This window comes from Roseateles cavernae (assembly GCF_040187885.1).
GTDB classification, from domain to species: domain Bacteria; phylum Pseudomonadota; class Gammaproteobacteria; order Burkholderiales; family Burkholderiaceae_C; genus Roseateles_E; species Roseateles_E cavernae.
Window position 1 is genome coordinate 210595 of sequence record NZ_JBDPLH010000008.1, and the last position, 17338, is coordinate 227932.

Annotated in this window: 19 protein-coding genes and 1 tRNA gene; 11 read left to right on the forward strand and 9 right to left on the reverse strand. The window is 66.3% G+C overall.

Features of this window, described 5'->3' with window-relative positions:
• Positions 1 to 6 precede the first annotated feature (6 nt).
• Positions 7 to 82, forward strand: a tRNA-His gene (locus ABGI63_RS19865).
• A 61-nt stretch (positions 83 to 143) separates the two neighbouring features.
• Here the strand turns inward: ABGI63_RS19865 and ABGI63_RS19870 are convergent.
• A complete protein-coding gene (locus ABGI63_RS19870; RefSeq protein WP_349744151.1) occupies positions 144 to 350 on the reverse strand; it encodes a hypothetical protein in 207 nt (68 codons plus the stop codon).
• A gap of 129 nt (positions 351 to 479) precedes the next feature.
• On the opposite strand from ABGI63_RS19870, the gene ABGI63_RS19875 reads away from it, so the two are divergent.
• Positions 480 to 686, forward strand: a complete 207-nt coding sequence (locus ABGI63_RS19875) for a hypothetical protein (RefSeq protein WP_349744153.1) — start codon at positions 480 to 482, stop codon at positions 684 to 686.
• 18 nt (positions 687 to 704) lie between these two features.
• On the opposite strand, the gene ABGI63_RS19880 is transcribed toward ABGI63_RS19875, so the two are convergent.
• The 3 genes from ABGI63_RS19880 to trpS form a co-directional block, all read right to left on the reverse strand.
• Positions 705 to 2084 (reverse strand): MATE family efflux transporter, encoded by a 1380-nt coding sequence (locus ABGI63_RS19880; protein ID WP_349744155.1) that lies wholly within the window; start codon positions 2082 to 2084, stop codon positions 705 to 707.
• A complete protein-coding gene (locus ABGI63_RS19885) occupies positions 2081 to 2536 on the reverse strand; it encodes a DUF3717 domain-containing protein (RefSeq protein WP_349744159.1) in 456 nt (151 codons plus the stop codon). The genes ABGI63_RS19880 and ABGI63_RS19885 overlap by 4 nt, the downstream gene beginning before the upstream one ends.
• An 82-nt stretch (positions 2537 to 2618) precedes the next feature.
• A complete protein-coding gene (gene trpS, locus ABGI63_RS19890; RefSeq protein ID WP_349744161.1) occupies positions 2619 to 3650 on the reverse strand; it encodes a tryptophan--tRNA ligase in 1032 nt (343 codons plus the stop codon).
• Between the two features lie 45 nt (positions 3651 to 3695).
• Between trpS and purN the strand changes: the two genes are divergently transcribed.
• A complete protein-coding gene (purN, locus tag ABGI63_RS19895) occupies positions 3696 to 4322 on the forward strand; it encodes a phosphoribosylglycinamide formyltransferase (RefSeq protein ID WP_349744163.1) in 627 nt (208 codons plus the stop codon).
• Here purN and ABGI63_RS19900 read toward each other — a convergent pair.
• Positions 4315 to 4968, reverse strand: coding sequence for a DUF1345 domain-containing protein (locus ABGI63_RS19900; RefSeq protein ID WP_349744164.1), 654 nt, complete (start codon positions 4966 to 4968; stop codon positions 4315 to 4317). The two genes, purN and ABGI63_RS19900, sit on opposite strands and share 8 nt — an antisense overlap.
• A complete protein-coding gene (locus tag ABGI63_RS19905) occupies positions 4965 to 5204 on the reverse strand; it encodes a DUF1653 domain-containing protein (protein WP_137945619.1) in 240 nt (79 codons plus the stop codon). Before ABGI63_RS19905 ends, ABGI63_RS19900 begins: the two co-directional genes overlap by 4 nt.
• Before the next feature lie 25 nt (positions 5205 to 5229).
• Between ABGI63_RS19905 and ABGI63_RS19910 the strand changes: the two genes are divergently transcribed.
• From ABGI63_RS19910 to ABGI63_RS19920, 3 genes are all read left to right on the forward strand, one after another.
• Complete coding sequence (locus tag ABGI63_RS19910; protein ID WP_349744166.1) at positions 5230 to 6489, forward strand: RsmB/NOP family class I SAM-dependent RNA methyltransferase; 1260 nt, start codon at positions 5230 to 5232, stop codon at positions 6487 to 6489.
• A 120-nt stretch (positions 6490 to 6609) separates the two neighbouring features.
• On the forward strand, positions 6610 to 7830 hold the full coding sequence (locus ABGI63_RS19915) for a DesA family fatty acid desaturase (protein ID WP_349744168.1): 1221 nt from the start codon (positions 6610 to 6612) through the stop codon (positions 7828 to 7830).
• Between the two features lie 104 nt (positions 7831 to 7934).
• The gene (locus ABGI63_RS19920; RefSeq protein ID WP_349744169.1) at positions 7935 to 8429 is read left to right on the forward strand and encodes a DUF3016 domain-containing protein; all 495 of its coding nucleotides are present in this window, start codon (positions 7935 to 7937) and stop codon (positions 8427 to 8429) included.
• A 53-nt stretch (positions 8430 to 8482) separates the two neighbouring features.
• On the opposite strand, the gene rpmG is transcribed toward ABGI63_RS19920, so the two are convergent.
• The 3 genes from rpmG to trxB form a co-directional block, all read right to left on the reverse strand.
• Positions 8483 to 8653 carry a 50S ribosomal protein L33 gene (rpmG, locus tag ABGI63_RS19925; protein ID WP_025564431.1) on the reverse strand — a complete coding sequence of 57 codons (171 nt, stop codon included), beginning with the start codon at positions 8651 to 8653 and terminating at the stop codon, positions 8483 to 8485.
• A 30-nt stretch (positions 8654 to 8683) separates the two neighbouring features.
• On the reverse strand, positions 8684 to 8917 hold the full coding sequence (gene rpmB / locus ABGI63_RS19930) for a 50S ribosomal protein L28 (protein WP_137945616.1): 234 nt from the start codon (positions 8915 to 8917) through the stop codon (positions 8684 to 8686).
• 222 nt (positions 8918 to 9139) lie between these two features.
• The gene (trxB, locus tag ABGI63_RS19935; RefSeq protein WP_349744171.1) at positions 9140 to 10099 is read right to left on the reverse strand and encodes a thioredoxin-disulfide reductase; all 960 of its coding nucleotides are present in this window, start codon (positions 10097 to 10099) and stop codon (positions 9140 to 9142) included.
• Between the two features lie 180 nt (positions 10100 to 10279).
• On the opposite strand from trxB, the gene ABGI63_RS19940 reads away from it, so the two are divergent.
• The 5 genes from ABGI63_RS19940 to ABGI63_RS19960 are packed head-to-tail and all read left to right on the forward strand — an operon-like array spanning position 10280 to position 17026.
• Positions 10280 to 10948, forward strand: coding sequence for a Crp/Fnr family transcriptional regulator (locus tag ABGI63_RS19940; protein ID WP_137945614.1), 669 nt, complete (start codon positions 10280 to 10282; stop codon positions 10946 to 10948).
• A 30-nt stretch (positions 10949 to 10978) separates the two neighbouring features.
• Positions 10979 to 13333, forward strand: a complete 2355-nt coding sequence (locus ABGI63_RS19945; protein WP_349744173.1) for a DNA translocase FtsK — start codon at positions 10979 to 10981, stop codon at positions 13331 to 13333.
• The gene (lolA, locus tag ABGI63_RS19950; protein WP_349744175.1) at positions 13330 to 13950 is read left to right on the forward strand and encodes an outer membrane lipoprotein periplasmic chaperone LolA; all 621 of its coding nucleotides are present in this window, start codon (positions 13330 to 13332) and stop codon (positions 13948 to 13950) included. Before ABGI63_RS19945 ends, lolA begins: the two co-directional genes overlap by 4 nt.
• A 12-nt stretch (positions 13951 to 13962) precedes the next feature.
• Positions 13963 to 15657: a cation:proton antiporter domain-containing protein gene (locus ABGI63_RS19955; RefSeq protein ID WP_349744176.1), complete on the forward strand. Its 1695-nt coding sequence runs from the start codon at positions 13963 to 13965 to the stop codon at positions 15655 to 15657.
• Positions 15658 to 15703: 46 nt separating this feature from the next.
• Positions 15704 to 17026: a replication-associated recombination protein A gene (locus ABGI63_RS19960; protein ID WP_349744186.1), complete on the forward strand. Its 1323-nt coding sequence runs from the start codon at positions 15704 to 15706 to the stop codon at positions 17024 to 17026.
• Positions 17027 to 17338 lie beyond the last annotated feature (312 nt).

The following is a 17338-nucleotide window of genomic DNA, read 5'->3' on the forward strand; positions in this document are numbered from 1 at the left end:
TCAGCGGTGGTTGTAGCTCAGTTGGTAGAGTCCAGGATTGTGATTCCTGTTGTCGTGGGTTCGAGTCCCATCAGCCACCCCAAGAAATAAGAAACGCCGACAAGCAGCCTGCTTGTCGGCGTTTTGCTTTGTGCTCGCGCTGCTCAGCGCTTGCCTTGCCTGACCTGGTCGCCCAGCTGCGTCAGCCAGCGTGTGCCGTCGGGGCGTTTTGCGGCCAGTCCCAGATCCTGCAGGCGCTGCTGCAGTTCCTCGGAGACGACGCGGCCGCCCGGTGCCTGGGGGATGTAGTAGAGCGCGGTGCGCTCCTCGGGGGTCAGCGTGATGGTCGGGGGAGTGTCGGTCGGGTTCATCGGATGGGCTCTGAATCAAGGCGCGCACCTTACCACTGCCGTGCGGCCAGCCGCTCAAGCGAGCTCCCCCAAAAGTAGGCCCACCCCAGCGGGATTGGGTTGGCGGCCGGGATGACCGATGCTGGCGGCATGCCAAACGAGAAACTGACACTGATCAGCCCGCCGCAAGCGGCCCGACCACTCGATGCCGGCCAGGTGCTGGCGCAGTTCAAGCGGGCCAGCGAACAGCTGTTTCGCCGCCGCCTGCCTGTCGAAGCGCCGACCCTGCAGGGCCTGGAGGTCAGCGAATCGACCTGGGCGGAGTGGGAACGTCTGATCAACAGCGATCCGCGCTGAGCCGGGCGCCGGGCGGGCTCAGTCGCCCGCAGCTTCCTTGCGGTGCACCCAGGCGAGCACGGCGCTGAGGCCACCGGCCGCGATCAACAGGCCGGCGGTGGCGGCCGACCAGAAGCCGCTGGCGCCCTGCAGCGAGGCCGGCGCGGTGCTGCCGAAGGCCAGCCAGTAGCCACCGCCCATGCCGACGCCCCAGATCGCCAGCGCATAGACCAGCATTGGCGCGGTGGCGATGTGATGGGCACGCAGCACGAAGGCGGCGACGGTCTGCACCGCGTCGCCGACATGGAACAGCCAGACCCATAGCAGCAGGGGCAGGGCAGCCGCGATGATGGTGGCGTCGGGCGTGTACAGACCCAAGACCTGTTCGCGCGCGAAGAACACCAGCGCGCCGACCAGGCAGGAGAGGGCCAGTGCGATCTCCAGCCCGTGCCAGCCCAATCGCCGGGCCTCGGCCAGGCGCTGTGCGCCGATGCTTTGCGCGACCAGGGTGCCGGCCGCATTGCCCAGCGCCATCGGCATCATGAACATCAAGGCCACCAGATTGGCGGCCAGCTGGTGACCGGCCACCGCCGTCGGCCCCAGCCGGGCGATGAAGATGGCCATGAAGGTGAAGCCGGTGACCTCGATCAGGATGGCGCCGCCCATCGGCACGCCCAGCTTCAGCAAGCGCCGGATATCGGCCCAGCGCGGCGGCTGCAGCCGGCCGGTGTTCAGGCCGAAGGGAGCGTAGAAACGATCGCGGCGCAGCACCAGCAGCGCAATCAACAACTGGCTCCACATCACGAGGGCGGTGGCGACGGCGCAGCCCACCGCGCCGAGTTCCGGCACGCGCCAGGGCGTCAGCGGGACCGCGAAACCATACAGGAAGAGCGCGCTCAGCGGCACCTTCAGCGCCAGGCCGCAAAGCTGCAGCGCCATCACCGCCTTGGGGCGGGAGACGGCGGTGTTGAAGGCTCGATAGGCGGTGAAGATCAGCGCGGCCGGCAGGCTGAAGGCCAGGGTCTGCAGATAGGCTCGCACCTTGGCCTCGACCTCGGGCGTGGTGCGGGCGATCGCCAGCAGCGGGTCGGGAAACAGCAGCACGGCCTCGCCCAGCAGCAGCAGGGCCAGCGCCAGCCAGGCGCCCTGGTGCAGCTGATCGCCGGCCTCGCGCAGCTTGCCGGCGCCGAACAGCTGGCCGGCCACCGGCGCCACCGCCATCACCACGCCCATCAGCCCGACGAAGACGCTCATATAGACGGCCGCGCCGACCGACAGCGCCGCCAGATCGATGGCCGAGTGGCGCGCCACCAGCACCGTGTCCACCGTGCTGAAGGCCAGCACGGCGATCTGGCCGACGAACACCGGCCAGGCCAGCGGCGCGATGCGGCGCAGGCTGTCCAGGTGGGCCTGGCTCAAGACTTGACCCCGGTGTTGTCCGGATCCTGGGGATGATCGATGCCGCTGAGTTCGCGGGCGCGCTCGGCATAGCGGTTGAAGCGCCAGGCCGTGGCCTCGATCGAGATGCGGCGCCAGGTGCTGCGTTTCTCGCCGGGCGTCATCACCGGCCAGTGCTGGACCTCGTCGAAGGTGCGGCCGCAGCCCTTGCACAGTTCGTCACCCTGGCTGGTCGAGCAGATCGCGATGCAGGGCGCATCGGGCGTGCTGGCATACCAGGCCAGCCAGGCCTCCTTGGCCCGCGCCGGCATGCTGTCCTCGTCGCAGTCGTCCTCGCGGTAGTACACCATCAAGGCGTAGATCTCGGCCAGCGCGCGCACCTCGGCGCAGGCGCTGACGCCGTCGGGCGAAGGCTGGCGCTGCCGCCACCAGTTGATCGCGGACTCGATGTCGGTGATGTGGATGCCGGCCATCAGCGCCCGCCCGGCCGCCCGAAGGGCGCTGAGCGCCCCCTTGGGGGACAGTGAACGAAGTGAGCGTGGGGGTTCATGATCTTCAATAGTTCAGGCCCATCGCGCTGCGGACTTCCCGCAAGGTCTTGCGGGCCACCGCGCGGGCGCGCTCGGTGCCGACCTCGACGATCCAGTGCACCTGCTTGGGGTTGGCCAGGTAGTCGGCCGCGCGCTCGCGCCAGGGCTGCTGCTCGCGCTGGATCGCTTCGATCAGCGGCTGCTTGCAGTCCAGGCAGCCGATGCCGGCGCTCGTGCAGCCCTGCTGCAGGTCGGCGCGTGTCGCGGCGTCGGTATAGAGCTGGTGCAGCGGCCAGACCGGGCAGCGTGCCGGGTCGCCGGCATCGCTGCGGCGCACGCGCTGCGGGTCGGTAGGCATCGTGCGTATCTTCTCCTCGACCACGGCCGGCTCGTCGCGCATCGCGATCGCATTGCCATAGCTCTTGCTCATCTTCTGGCCATCCAGACCGCTCAGCCGGGCGGTCTCGGTCAGCAGTTCCTGCGGCTCGGGCAGGATGGCCCGGTCCGGGCTGTAGATGCGATTGAAGCGGCGCGCCACCTCGCGGGTCACCTCGACATGGGCGCTCTGGTCTTCGCCGACCGGCACATGGGCCGCCTTGTAGATCAGGATGTCGGCCGCCTGCAGCAGCGGGTAGCCAAGCAGGCCGTAGGTGGCGCCCTCTGCATTCGGACGGCTCTTCTCCACTTGGTCCTTGTAGCTGGGGATGCGCTCCAGCCAGGACAGCGGCGTGCTCATCGCCAGCAGCGTGAACAACTCGGCATGCTCGGGCATGCGGCTCTGGATGAAGAGGGTGGCCTGCTCGGGGTCGATGCCGGCGGCCAGCCAGTCGACCACCATGTCGTAGACATTGCGTTCGATGCTGTTGCGGTTCTGCCGATCCTGGTACTGGGTGGTCAGCGCATGCCAGTCGGCGACGAAGAAGAAGCAGTCATGGCTGGACTGCAGCCGCACCCAGTTTTTCAGCGCGCCGTGATAGTGGCCCAGATGGAGAGCGCCGGTCGGGCGCATGCCGGAGAGGACGCGGGGGCGTGGCTGGGATTCGATCTCGGGGTTCATGGCGGTCGGCTCGGGCGGGGAGGCGCATTGTTACACTGCCGGCCGATGAAGAATATCGTGATCCTGATCTCGGGGCGGGGCTCCAATATGGAAGCCATTGTGCGAGCCTGCGCGGCCGAGGGCTGGCCGGCGCGCATTGCGGCGGTGATCAGCAACCGGCCCGGCGCGGCCGGGCTGCACTTCGCGGCCGCGCATGGCATCGCGACCGCTGTGCTCGATCACAAGGCCTTCGCGAACCGCGAGGCATTTGACGCCGAGCTGCAGCGGGTGATCGATGGCTTTGCCCCCGATCTGCTGGTGCTGGCGGGCTTTATGCGCATCCTGACGCCGGCCTTCACCGCCCACTATGCGGATCGCATGCTGAACATCCACCCCTCGCTGCTGCCGGCTTTCACCGGGCTGCACACCCACCAGCGCGCGCTGGAGATGGGCTGCAAATTCGTCGGTGCGACGGTGCACTTCGTCACCGCCGAGCTCGATCACGGCGCCATTGTTGCGCAGGCGGTGGCGCCGGTGCTCGATGGCGACGACGCGGACGCGCTGGCCGCACGGGTGCTGAAGCTGGAGCACCGCATGTACCCGAGCGCGGTGCGCTGGTTCGTGCAGGGGCAGCTGGTGGTCGAGGACGGCCGCGTGCGGCAACTGGCCGGCGAGGCCCAGTTCTTCAGCTGATCAGGCCGGCCAGGATGTTGATCGTCAGTGCCAGCACGACGGTGTTGAACACAAAGGACAGCACCGCGTGCAGCAGCACCAGGCGGCGCATGGGCCGCGAGCTGACGGCCACGTCCGAGGTCTGCGAGGTGGCCGCCAGCGTGACTGCGAAATACATGAAGTCGACATAGTCGCGCTGCGGCTCGTCACCAGGGAACTCCAGGCCATGCGGGCTTTCGTCGCCGCTGTGGTAGAGGCTGGCATAGGCGAGCGCGAACTCGAACGGCAGCAGCAACCAGGAACCGGCCACTGTCGTGATGGCCAGCAGAAGATAGGCCCAGCTCTGAGGGGCGCCCGGCCCATGCCGCACCTGGGACAGCTCCAGCGCAATCGCCCCCAGGCTGGCCGCCGCACTGGCCACGGCCAGCAGCAGCATCGCCGCCATGCCGTCGGCACGGGCGCGTGCCTGGCGCTGCAGATGCAGATGGTCGGAGCGCCACATCATCTGCAAGGCCAGGCCCAGATAGAGCCAGACACCGACATTCCAGCCGATCAGGCTGCGCGTCAGCGCCGGCAGGCTGGCGGGCAGGGTCAGGCCGACGACCACGCCCACGGCCAGGGCCGACAGCAGGCGCGGACGCAGGCGCAGCTGGCGCAGCAGCTTCATGGGTCGACGGCGCTGAAGCGGGCGACCTGCCGGCCGTCGACGTCCAGCATGCCGAAGAACATCGCATGGGGTCGCACCCACAGGCCGCCGGCCCCGTAGAGCGGGCGGTAAACCACCAGCGGCTCCAGCGTCTCGCTATGGCGGGCCACGCCGATGACCTCGTAGTCGGCGCCCTTGTAATGGCGGTAGCGGCCGGTCGGTGTCGGGGGCAGCTCGGGCAGATCGTCAGCGCTCATGGGCGGGCCGGGGATAATCGGGGCTATGCATCCTAATGCCCTTCTAGAAATGAGCTGCGAGCTGCTGCGCGCGGTGCTCAAAATGGACGCACCCGCCGATGGCGTGGTGTCCGCGTTTTTCCGCAAGAACAAGGCCCTGGGCCAACGCGAGCGCCATGCGCTGGCCGAGACCACCTATGCCGTGTTGCGCCAGCGCCTGCAGCTGCAGCATCTGGCCCAGTCCGGCACCGGTCCGCTGGAGCGCCGCCTGGCCATCCTGGCCTGGCAGGGCAGCGAGACCTTTCTGCGCGGCGCGCTGAGCCCGACCGAGCAGCAATGGCTGGCCCAGGTCCAGGCCATCGACAAGAGCGGCCTGGCCCCCAAGCTGCGCCACAACCTGCCCGAATGGCTGGCCGAGCCGCTGCTGCAGCGCCTGGGCGATGAGGGATTCTGGGCGCTGGCCGCCAGCATGAACGAGGGCGCGCCGCTGGATCTGCGCGCCAATGTGCAGAAGGCCAAGCGCGAGGAGGTCCAGGAGGCGCTGCGTGCGGCCGGCGTCAGTGCCGAGCCCACGCCGTTCTCGCCCTGGGGCCTGCGCGTGCAGGGCAAGCCGGCGCTGAACAAGCTGGAGGTTTTCACCAGCGGCGCGGTCGAGGTGCAGGACGAGGGCAGCCAGCTGCTGGCCCTGCTGCTCGATGCCAAGCGCAGCGAGATGGTGGTGGACTTCTGTGCCGGCGCCGGCGGCAAGACGCTGGCGCTGGGTGCGGCGATGCGCAATACCGGCCGGCTCTATGCCTTCGATGTGTCCGGCCACCGACTGGCGGCGCTGAAGCCGCGGCTGGCGCGCAGCGGCCTGTCCAATGTCTACCCGACCCAGATCGCGCATGAGCGCGACGAGCGCATCAAGCGCCTGTCCGGCAAGATTGATCGCGTGCTGGTCGATGCGCCGTGTTCGGGGCTGGGTACTTTGCGGCGCAACCCCGATCTGAAATGGCGCCAGTCGCCCCAGGCGATTGCCGAGTTGCAGGCCAAGCAGACGGCCATCCTGAACAGCGCGGCGCGCCTGCTGAAGTCGGGCGGCCGCCTGGTCTATGCGACCTGCAGCCTGCTGGATGCGGAGAACGAGAGCATTGCCGAGGCCTTCAGTGCCGCCCATCCGGAGTTCAAGCTGCTGGATGCCGGCGAGCAACTGGCACGGGCCCATGTGGCGCAGGCCGAGCGCCTGGTCGACCGGGGCTATCTGCGCCTGTGGCCGCATCAGCACCAGACCGATGGCTTTTTTGCCGCCGTCTGGGAGCGGAGTTGAATGGCAGGCCGGCAGGTCGCGTGCGCGCTTGCGTACAGAAACTCTTAACACGACCCGCCTACAATCGAGCCGGATTGTGGTTTTCTGTTAACGCTCCGCTGCGGGCAGGGTAAGGAACGAATGAACTTTCTCATGAGCCTCCACGATGGCTTGGTCCAGTGGCTGGGCTTCGGCCTGCTGGAGGCCAGCATCTGGCAGGTCGTGGCCTATGCCCTGGTCGTGACCCATATCACCATCGCGGCGGTGACGATCTTCCTGCATCGGGCCCAGGCGCATCGGGCGCTGGACCTGGGGCCGATTCCTTCGCATTTCTTCCGTTTCTGGCTGTGGCTGACCACCGGCATGGTGACCAAGGAATGGGTCGCAATCCACCGCAAGCACCATGCCAAATGCGAGACCGAAGACGACCCGCACAGCCCTCAGACCCGCGGCCTGAAGAAGGTCTTGCGCGAAGGTGCCGAGCTGTACCGCCATGAGGCCAAGAACGAGGAGACGCTCGCCAAGTACAGCCATGGCGTGCCCGATGACTGGATCGAGCGCAATCTCTACACCCGCTTCAGCTGGCAGGGCGTGGGCCTGATGTTGATCATCAATATGGTCTTGTTCGGTGCCATCGGCGCGAGCATCTGGGCACTGCAGATGGCCTGGATCCCGATCTGGGCGGCCGGCGTGGTCAATGGCATCGGCCATTTCTGGGGCTACCGCAACTTCGAGGCCCAGGACGCGTCGACCAATATCTCGCCCTGGGGCCTCGTCATCGGCGGCGAGGAGCTGCACAACAACCACCACACCTATCCGACCTCGGCCAAATTCTCGATCAAACCCTACGAGTTCGACATCGGTTGGGCCTATATCCGGGCGATGGAGATGGTGGGCTGGGCCAAGGTGCGCAAGACCGCGCCCAAGCTGCGTCTGGGCGCGATCCGGCCGGCCGACAAGGACACGCTGGAGGCGCTGATCGCCAACCGCTACGAGGTGATGGCCCATTACGGCCGCGGTCTGAAAGAGGCCTGCACCACCGAGCTCGCCCGGCTGAAGGCCCAGGGTGAGCAGCACAGCGCAAAGTGGCAGCAGTTCAAGCTGGCCAAGCGCTGGCTGCACCGCGATCAGGATCGCATCCCGCAGGCCTATCGGGCCGAGATCGCCAGCGTGCGCGCCGCCAGCCCGGCGCTGGACAAGCTGCTGCTGATGCGCGAAGAGCTGCGCCAGCTCTGGACCCGCACCAATGTCTCCGCCGAGCAGTTGGTCAGCGATCTGCAAGCCTGGTGCCACCGGGCCGAGGAGAGCGGCATTGCCGAGCTGAGGGCCTTCTCGATGGGGCTGCGCACGGCGCGTGCCTGAACTTGTCGGGCAGGTTTCCCCCGGGTAAAGGGCGCCGCGAGTCGGCGCCTTTTTCATGGCGGCTGCCTATACTTTGTGCGTAGCAAGCAGTTCAGGAGCGCGTCATGCAAAGAATGTTCAAGGCCTCGATGCTGGGATTGCTGATGGGCTTGTGTCTGTCGGCGCAGGCGGCGGTCGAGGTGAAGTTCGTTGAGCCCGAGAAGTTCCAGGATGCCAGCGAGTCGATCATCGATCGCGAGCGCACGCTGGAGATGCTGGAGGCGCATCTGCGCAGCCTGGCCGAGAAAAACGTGCCGGCGTCGCAGAAGCTGTTGATCGAGGTGCTGGACCTGAATCTGGCGGGCCAGCTCGAACCTCGCGGCGCGATGATGGATCGCATCCGCGTGCTGCGTTCGGTGACCTGGCCGAGCATCGAGCTGCGTTATGTGCTCAGCGATGGCCAGGCCACGCTGCGAGAGGGCAAGGTGAGTCTGTCCGACATGAACTATATGTGGGGCCTCAACCGCTACACCAGCGGCGAGCCGCTGCGCTACGAGAAGCGCATGCTGGATGAATGGTTTGCCGGCGAGTTCGCGGCTGACGCGGCCCGCAAGCCCTGAAACGAAAAAACCCGCCGAAGGCGGGTTTTTCTTGGCCGCAAGACCGGGCCGAATTACTTCAGCTTGATTTCCTTGTACAGGACATGCTTGCGAGCCTTGGGGTCGAACTTCATGAATTCGAGCTTTTCGGGCGTCGTCTTCTTGTTCTTGTTCGTGGTGTAGAAATGGCCGGTACCCGCAGTGGATTCCAGCTTGATCTTTTCGCGTCCGCCTTTGGATGCCATGGTGATGCTCCTTAATTCCTAGTGGACTTTTTACAGCTCGCCCTTGGCGCGCAGGTCAGCGACGACTTGGTCGATGCCGACCTTGTCGATCAAACGCAGAGCCGCATTGCTGATGCGCAGACGCACCCAGCGGTTTTCAGTTTCCAGCCAGAAACGGCGGTACTGCAGGTTCGGCAGGAACCGACGCTTGGTTTTGTTGTTGGCGTGGGAGACATTGTTCCCCACCATGGGCTTCTTGCCCGTGACTTGACAGACGCGTGCCATGACGCTTCTCCGGTTTGATTTTCTGACCCAGCTGCCTCAGGGGAGCTGTATTCAGCATCCCCGGTGAGACATCCACATGACCGCTTTATGCAAGCTAAACCCGTCGGCCCCGTCATCGATACCAATCGTTGACAAAACCTCGGAGCGCGGTCCATCCAGCAAGCAAGCCGGCGAGTATAGCCTGAATTCAGGCCAAAGACCAGCGGCCGCCGGGATTCAGCCTCAGCCTTGCTCCTGCTCCAGGAAACGCTGGGCGTCGAGCGCGGCCATGCAGCCGGTGCCGGCGCTGGTGATGGCCTGGCGGTAGATATGGTCCTGCACATCGCCGGCGGCGAACACGCCGGGCACGCTGGTCATGGTCGCAAAGCCGTTCAAGCCGCTCTTGGTGATGATGTAGCCGTCCTTCATCTCCAGCTGGCCCTTGAAGATGTCGGTATTGGGCTGGTGGCCGATCGCGATGAAGCAGCCCTGCAGTTTCAGCTCCTTCGTGCTGCCATCGGCCGTGCTCTTGATGCGCACGCCGGTGACGCCGCTCTGGTCGCCCAGCACCTCGTCCAGGGTGTTGAACAGATGCAGCTCCATCTTGCCGGCCTTGACCTTGTCCATCATCTTGTCGATCAGGATGGGCTCGGCGCGGAACTTGTCGCGGCGGTGGATCACATGGACCTTGCTGGCGATATTGCTCAGATACAGCGCTTCCTCGACCGCCGTATTGCCGCCGCCGACCACGCAGACCTCCTGCTCGCGGTAGAAGAAGCCGTCGCAGGTCGCGCAACCACTGACCCCGCGGCCCATGAAAGCCTCCTCCGACGGCAGGCCCAGATACTTGGCCGAAGCGCCGGTCGCGATGATCAGGGCGTCGCAGGTGTAGACGCCGCTGTCGCCCTTGAGCGTGAACGGGCGCTTGGAGAAGTCGACCTCGTTGATATGGTCGTAGACGATCTGGGTCTTGAAGCGCTCGGCATGCTGCTGGAAGCGCTGCATCAGCTCGGGGCCCTGCACCCCCATCACATCGGCCGGCCAGTTGTCCACCTCGGTGGTGGTCATCAGCTGCCCGCCCTGAGCCATGCCGGTCAGCAAGGTGGGCTTCAGATTGGCGCGCGCGGCATAGATGGCGGCGGTGTAGCCGGCCGGGCCGGAGCCCAGAATCAGCAGCGGATGGTGTTGGGTGGTTTGGCTCATGAGGGCGATATGGGGTTGCGGGCACAACACACAAGAGTTGATCGCCGCGCTTATACGGCCAAGACCCTATGGAGAGTTGTGACCAAGTTGGCACAATGGCTACATTCTAGGCAGCTGGCCGATCAAGCGGCTGACGGCCTCACAACAACCCCAACATACAAAAGTCAGAGGAGTTTCTTCATGGCCATGCTGTCCAACCTGGACCTGATCCGCAGGGTGCCCTTGTTCTCCCTGCTGACCACCGATCAGGCGCAGTCCATTGCGGACAGCGTGGTCAAGCGCCGCTTCAAGCGCGGCGAACTGATCGTCGAGCAGGGCACCAAGTCCAACGCGCTCTTCATCCTGCTGAACGGCCGCGCCCGCGTGCTGACCGCCGACACCCGGGGGCGCGAGGTCATCCTCGCGGTGCTGCAGCCGGGCGACTATGTCGGCGAGATGAGTCTGATCGACAATGAGCCGCACTCGGCCACCGTGCGCGCCGAGGTGCAGACCGATATGCTGGTGCTGGGCCGCAGCGAGTTCTCGCGCTGCCTGCCGGACAGCAGCAGCCTGTCCTACGCCATCCTGCGCGGCCTGGTCGCGCGGCTGCGCAATGCCGATCGCCAGATCGAGTCGTTGGCCCTGCTGGATGTCTATGGCCGCGTCGCGCGCACCCTGCTGGACATGTCCGAAGAAGAGAAGGGCCTGAAGATCATCCGCGGCAAGGTCTCGCGCCAGGACATGGCCAAGGTGGTCGGCGCCTCGCGCGAGATGGTCAGCCGGGTCATGAAGGATCTGGAGGACAAGGGTGTGATCGAGACCCTGGAGAACGGCTCCGTGGTGATCAAGGAGCGCCTGGCCCACGACTGAGCCCGGTGATTCCTGCGCCACAATGGCGCCATGAGCTTTCCTCTGGGATCACTGCTGGGCGACGATGCGGCTGCCGCGCCCGATAAAGTCTATAAACGCCAGTCCAAGAAGGCGGCCGCCGCGCCGGCGCCGGTCAGTGCGTCGCGCACGCCGCTGTGGCTGGCGCTCGGTGCCTTTGTCTGGGCACTGTGCCTGCTGGCCCTGCTGAGCCACGACCGCGCTGATGCGGCCTTCTCGATCTCGGGTAGCCGCGAGCTGTATGGCAACTGGTTCGGCGCGCTGGGTGCCTGGGTCTCGGACCTGCTACTTTTCGTCTTCGGTTACTCGGCCTGGTGGCTGATGCTGGTCGGCCTGCGGGTCTGGTTGGGCAGCTTGGCCGGCGTTTTGCGGGCTGAGCCGCCGCCTCAAGGTAACAAATTGCGCGCGCGCGGCCTGTTCTGGCTGAGCGTTCTGCTGCTGATTTGTGCGAGTTGCGCCCTTGAGTGGTCGCGGCTCTATGCCTGGGAATCGCGGCTGCCCGGTCATGCCGGCGGCGTGCTGGGCTACACCCTGGGTCCCTGGAGCATGCGGGCGCTGGGCTTTGCCGGTTCGGGCGTGGTCTGGATCGCGGCCTTGCTGGCCGGCGCCTCGCTGGCCCTGCAGTTTTCCTGGCTGCGTGTGGCCGAGGTGATAGGCACCTGGGTCGAGACCCTGCGTGAGCGCCGCCAGGAGCGCCGCGAGATCAAGGAAGACCAGAAGGTCGGCCAGCAGGCCTTGCGCGAGCGCGAGAAAGTGGTCGAGGTCGAGCGCCATGTGGTCGAGGAGCACATCCCCATCGTGATCGAGGCACCGGTGGTCGAGGTGCCCAAGTCCACCCGCGTCGCCAAGGAGCGGCAGAAGACCCTGTTCGCCGACGCCAGCGATACGAAACTTCCCCAGGTCGATCTGCTGGATGCCGCGCCGACCCGGGTCGAGTCGGTGACGCCCGAGTCGCTGGAAATGACCAGCCGCATGATCGAGAAGAAGCTGAAGGACTTCGGCGTCGAGGTGCGGGTCGTCGCGGCCTCGCCGGGCCCGGTGATCACGCGCTACGAGATCGAGCCGGCCACCGGCGTCAAGGGCTCGCAGATCGTCAACCTGGCCAAGGATCTGGCGCGCTCGCTGAGCCTGGTCAGCATCCGCGTCGTCGAGACCATCCCGGGCAAGAACTTCATGGCGCTGGAGTTGCCGAATGCGCGCCGCCAGACCATCAAGCTCAGCGAGATCCTGGGCTCGCAGGTCTATGCCGACGCGCCGTCGATGCTGACGATGGCGCTGGGCAAGGACATCATCGGCGCACCGATGGTGGCCGACCTGGCCAAGATGCCGCACTGCCTGGTGGCCGGCACGACCGGCTCGGGCAAGTCGGTGGGCATCAACGCGATGATTCTGAGCCTGCTCTACAAGGCCGAGGCGCGCGATGTGCGCCTGATCATGATCGACCCGAAGATGCTGGAAATGAGCGTCTACGAGGGCATCCCGCATCTGCTGGCGCCGGTGGTCACCGACATGAAGCAGGCCGCCAACGCGCTGAACTGGTGCGTGGGCGAGATGGAGCGGCGCTACAAGCTGATGTCCAAGATGGGCGTGCGCAATCTGGCCGGCTACAACAAGAAGATAGCCGATGCCGACGAGCGCGGCGAGAAGATAGGCAACCCCTTCAGCCTGACGCCCGAGGCCCCGGAGCCGCTGGAGCGCCTGCCGCATATCGTCGTCGTGATCGATGAGCTGGCTGACCTGATGATGGTGGTCGGCAAGAAGATCGAAGAGCTGATTGCGCGCCTGGCGCAGAAGGCCCGCGCCGCCGGCATCCACCTGATCCTGGCCACGCAGCGGCCCTCGGTCGATGTGATCACCGGCCTGATCAAGGCCAATATCCCGACCCGTTTGAGCTTCCAGGTCAGCTCCAAGATCGACAGCCGCACCATCCTCGACCAGATGGGCGCCGAGGCCCTGCTGGGCATGGGCGATATGCTCTATATGGCCTCGGGCACCGGCCTGCCGGTGCGCGTGCACGGCGCCTTTGTCAGCGACGAGGAGGTGCACCGCGTCGTCGAATACCTGAAGGAGCAGGGCGGTGAGCCCAACTACATCGAGGGCATTCTGGAAGGCGGCGTGCTCGACACCGAGGGCGGCGAGGCGCCGGCCCCGGGCGAGTCGGCCGGCGAGGCCGACCCGATGTATGACCAGGCGGTGGCCATCGTGCTGCAGCATCGCCGGGCCTCGATCTCGCTGGTGCAGCGCCATCTGCGCATCGGCTACAACCGGGCGGCGCGTCTGCTGGAGCAGATGGAGAAGTCCGGCCTGGTCGGCGCTATGAATACCAATGGCAGCCGCGATCTGATCATCCCGAAGCGAGACGAATGAAACAGCTACTCATCTCCTTGTGTCTGGCCGCAGCCGCTTGTACCCACGCCCAGGCCGATGCGGTGCAGACCCTCAGGGACTTCAGTCGCGAGGTCAAGAGCGGCAAGGCCGAGTTCACGCAGACCGTCACCTCGCCGGACGGCAAGCGTAAGAAGAACTCCTCGGGCAGCTTCGAGTTTCAGCGCCCCAACCAGTTCCGCTTCGCCTATGCCAAGCCTTTCGAGCAGCTGATCGTCGGTGACGGCAAGAAGGTCTGGATCTATGACCCCGATCTGCAGCAGGCCAGCTCGCGCCGCATGGACCAGGCCCTGGGCGCCACGCCGGCGGCCCTGCTGGCCGGTGCGAATCTGGAGAAGGACTTCGAGCTGAAGGCCCAGCCTTCGGCCCAGGGCCTGGACTGGGTGCTGGCCACGCCGCGCGGGCCCCAGGCCGACAGCACCGGCCTGCAAAGCCTGAAGATCGGCTTCAAGGGCAAGGAACTGGCCGCGATCGAGGTGGTCGACGGCTTCGGCCAGCGCTCGCTGCTGCAGTTCAGCGCAGTGAGCAGCAATGCGGTGGTGGCGCCGGAGCGTTTTCGCTTTGTGCTGCCGGCCGGCGCCGATCTGATCGAGCAGTAGGAGCGGCACCGGATGCCGCATAACGTCAGTCTGATCTCCACCATTGCCGCCGGATTCGGCCTGGCAATTGTTTTCGGTTTCCTGGCCTCGCGCCTGAAGATGCCGCCCCTGGTCGGCTATCTGCTGGCCGGCATCGCGATCGGCCCGGCCACGCCCGGCTTCGTCGCCGATATCGATCTGGCCGGCCAGCTGGCCGAGATCGGCGTGATGCTGCTGATGTTCGGTGTCGGCCTGCATTTCTCGATGAAGGACCTGCTGGCCGTCAAGCGCATCGCGGTGCCCGGCGCCATCGTGCAGATCGCGGTCGCCACCGCCCTCGGTTTCGGACTGTCAAACTGGTGGGGCTGGAGCCTGGGCGGCGCCCTGGTGTTCGGCCTGGCGCTGTCGGTCGCCAGCACCGTCGTGCTGCTGCGGGCGCTGGAGGCGCGGGGTCAGCTGGAAACCGCCAATGGCAGCATCGCGGTGGGTTGGCTGGTGGTCGAGGACCTGGTGATGGTGCTGGTGCTGGTGCTGCTGCCGCCGCTGGCCGGCCTGCTGGAAGGCAAGAGCGAGGCCAATCTGCTGGGCACGGTGGGCTGGACCCTGGCCAAGGTCGCGGCCTTCATCGTGCTGATGCTGGTGGTCGGGCGGCGGGTGTTTCCGCGTCTGCTGTTCGCGGTGGCCGGCACCGGTTCGCGCGAGCTGTTCACGCTGTGCGTGGTCGCGGTGGCGGTGGGCGTGGCCTATGGCTCGGCGGCGCTGTTCGATGTGTCCTTCGCGCTGGGCGCCTTCTTCGCCGGCATGATGATGCGCGAGTCGGAATACAGCCACCGCGCGGCCGACGAGTCGCTGCCCCTGCGCGATGCCTTCTCGGTGCTGTTCTTCGTCTCGGTGGGCATGCTGTTCGACCCGCAGGTGCTGCTGGACGAGCCGCTGAAGGTGCTGGCGGTGGTCGCGATCATCGTGGTCGGCAAGACCCTGGCCGCGATCGCGCTGGTGCTGGCTTTTCGCTACCCGCTCAATACCGCGCTGACCGTCGGCGCCAGTCTGGCCCAGATCGGCGAGTTCTCTTTCATCCTGGCCGGACTGGGCGTGGCCGAGGGCCTGCTGCCCAAGGAGGGGCAGAGCCTGATACTGGCCGGCGCGCTGATCTCGATCGCGCTGAACTCGGTGCTGTTCACGGCGATCGAGCCGGTCAAGGCCTGGGTGCTGCGGCGCTCGTCCTGGGCGCGCCGCATGGAGCAGCGCGACGATCCGCTGGCCGAGCTGCCGATGAGCACCGATCAGGCCAAGCTGGAGGGTCAGGTCGTGCTGGTGGGCTATGGCCGGGTCGGCAAGCAGATCGCCGACGGGCTGCTGGCCGAGGGTGTGCATCTGGTGGTGGCCGAGCAGCAGCGCGAGCTGGTCGAGAGCCTGCGCCAGCGCCAGATCGCGGCCGTCAGCGGCGATGCCAGCGACCCGGCGGTGCTGATACAGGCGCATATCGCGCGGGCGGCCCTGCTGGTGATCAGCGGCGGCGACAGCCTGCAGGCGCGCCAGATGGTGGAAACGGCGCATCAGCTGAACCCCTCGATCCGCGTGCTGCTGCGCGCCTACAGCGAGGACGAGGCTGCGCTCTTGCGCCAGGCCGGGCTGGGCGAGGTCTTCGTGGCCGAACAATGCCTGGCCACGCATCTGACCGAGCGAGTGCTGGCCGCAATGGGCAGCGCGGCCAAGTCGCCGCACTGAGACAATCGCCGGCATGTCGAATGCCAACGAGTCCTTGTTTCCCGAGATGGCGCCACAGCCCGGCGCCGCGCCGGCCGCCGCGCACCCAAGCCACCAGCCATTGGCCGAACGCTTGCGGCCGGCCAGCCTCGACGAGGTGATCGGCCAGTCGCATCTGATCGGTCCGGGCCGGCCGCTGCGCCTGGCCTTTGAGTCCGGCAAGCCGCATTCGATGATTCTGTGGGGCCCGCCCGGCGTCGGCAAGACGACGCTGGCGCGGCTGACGGCCGAGGCCTTCGGCTACAAGTTCATCGCACTGTCGGCGGTGTTCTCCGGGGTCAAGGAGATCCGCGCGTCGATGGAGCAGGCCGAGCACAACCAGGCGCTGGGCAAGAAGACGATTCTGTTCGTTGACGAGATCCATCGCTTCAACAAGAGCCAGCAGGACGGGCTGCTGCCCTTTGTCGAGTCGGGCCTGGTGACCTTTGTCGGCGCGACCACCGAGAACCCTTCGTTCGAGGTTAACTCGGCCCTGCTGTCGCGCGCCCAGGTCTATGTGCTGCAGGCCCTCAGCGACGCGGAGCTGGGCCTGCTGGTGCAGCGCGCGCAAGAGCTCGTGCTGACCGAGCTGCGCCTGGACGAGCCGGCGGTCAACACCCTGGTCGGCTATGCCGACGGCGACGCGCGCCGCCTGCTGAACTTGCTGGAGCAGACCGACACGGCGGCCCGGGTGGCCGGCGTCAGCCTGGTCGATGCCGAATTCCTGCAGCAAGCCCTGACCCTCAATGCGCGGCGCTTCGACAAGGGCGGCGACAACTTCTACGACCAGATCTCGGCGCTGCACAAATCGGTGCGTGGCTCCAATCCCGATGCTGCGCTCTACTGGCTGTGCCGCATGCTGGATGGCGGCGCCGACGCCAAATACCTGGCGCGCCGCCTGGTGCGCATGGCCTGGGAGGACATCGGCCTGGCCGACCCGCGCGCGATGCAACTGGCCAACGACGCCGCCAGCACCTTGGAGCGCCTGGGCTCGCCCGAGGGCGAGCTGGCGCTGGCCCAGGCGGCGATCTACCTGGCCATCGCGCCCAAGAGCAATGCTGGCTATATGGCCTATAACGAGGCACGCGCCTTCATCAAGAGCGACAAGTCGCGCACGGTGCCGCCCCATCTGCGCAATGCGCCGACACGGCTGATGAAGGAGCTGGGCCATGGCAAGGCCTACCGCTACGCCCATGACGAGCCCGAGGCCTATGCGGCCGGCGAGAGCTATCTGCCCGAGGGCATGGCCGAGCCCGGCTGGTACCGGCCGGTGCCGCGCGGACTGGAATCCAAGATCGCCGACAAGCTGGCGCATCTGCGTCGGCTCGATGAGGAGGCTGGCAAGGAGTGAGTCATTGTTGTGGATACTTAATTAGTTTTATGTATACACTAAAAACAGGCAATTTTTGAGAATCCCGCCAGCGGGTATTCCCCAGCGAATCGGGCGATTCACGCACTTCTACAATCGCGCCAGCCTGCAGGACCGATGGCCATCTGGGCCCGCCGACGATTGCGGCGGGCCTTTTTGTTGCTCAGGTCTTCGCACAATGAATCGCGGTCTTCGGCCCCTTGGGGGCCGGACCGCCGAACCGGAGAAGTCGCGATGGAAACCTTTATCCAGCAAATCATCAACGGGCTGGTGCTCGGAAGCATGTATGCGCTG

Bases quoted from the DNA above. Each gene is read 5' to 3' on its own strand.
- ABGI63_RS19910 (WP_349744166.1), top strand. From the start codon at position 5,230: ATGCATCCTAATGCCCTTCTAGAAATGAGCTGCGAGCTGCTGCGCGCG.
- ABGI63_RS19870 (WP_349744151.1), bottom strand. From the start codon at position 350: ATGAACCCGACCGACACTCCCCCGACCATCACGCTGACCCCCGAGGAG.
- ABGI63_RS19920 (WP_349744169.1), top strand. From the start codon at position 7,935: ATGCAAAGAATGTTCAAGGCCTCGATGCTGGGATTGCTGATGGGCTTG.
- ABGI63_RS19955 (WP_349744176.1), top strand. From the start codon at position 13,963: ATGCCGCATAACGTCAGTCTGATCTCCACCATTGCCGCCGGATTCGGC.
- ABGI63_RS19905 (WP_137945619.1), bottom strand. From the start codon at position 5,204: ATGAGCGCTGACGATCTGCCCGAGCTGCCCCCGACACCGACCGGCCGC.
- lolA (WP_349744175.1), top strand. From the start codon at position 13,330: ATGAAACAGCTACTCATCTCCTTGTGTCTGGCCGCAGCCGCTTGTACC.
- trxB (WP_349744171.1), bottom strand. From the start codon at position 10,099: ATGAGCCAAACCACCCAACACCATCCGCTGCTGATTCTGGGCTCCGGC.
- ABGI63_RS19940 (WP_137945614.1), top strand. From the start codon at position 10,280: ATGGCCATGCTGTCCAACCTGGACCTGATCCGCAGGGTGCCCTTGTTC.
- ABGI63_RS19945 (WP_349744173.1), top strand. From the start codon at position 10,979: ATGAGCTTTCCTCTGGGATCACTGCTGGGCGACGATGCGGCTGCCGCG.
- ABGI63_RS19875 (WP_349744153.1), top strand. From the start codon at position 480: ATGCCAAACGAGAAACTGACACTGATCAGCCCGCCGCAAGCGGCCCGA.
- ABGI63_RS19915 (WP_349744168.1), top strand. From the start codon at position 6,610: ATGAACTTTCTCATGAGCCTCCACGATGGCTTGGTCCAGTGGCTGGGC.
- ABGI63_RS19885 (WP_349744159.1), bottom strand. From the start codon at position 2,536: ATGGCCGGCATCCACATCACCGACATCGAGTCCGCGATCAACTGGTGG.
- rpmG (WP_025564431.1), bottom strand. From the start codon at position 8,653: ATGGCATCCAAAGGCGGACGCGAAAAGATCAAGCTGGAATCCACTGCG.
- ABGI63_RS19900 (WP_349744164.1), bottom strand. From the start codon at position 4,968: ATGAAGCTGCTGCGCCAGCTGCGCCTGCGTCCGCGCCTGCTGTCGGCC.
- trpS (WP_349744161.1), bottom strand. From the start codon at position 3,650: ATGAACCCCGAGATCGAATCCCAGCCACGCCCCCGCGTCCTCTCCGGC.
- purN (WP_349744163.1), top strand. From the start codon at position 3,696: ATGAAGAATATCGTGATCCTGATCTCGGGGCGGGGCTCCAATATGGAA.
- ABGI63_RS19960 (WP_349744186.1), top strand. From the start codon at position 15,704: ATGGCGCCACAGCCCGGCGCCGCGCCGGCCGCCGCGCACCCAAGCCAC.
- rpmB (WP_137945616.1), bottom strand. From the start codon at position 8,917: ATGGCACGCGTCTGTCAAGTCACGGGCAAGAAGCCCATGGTGGGGAAC.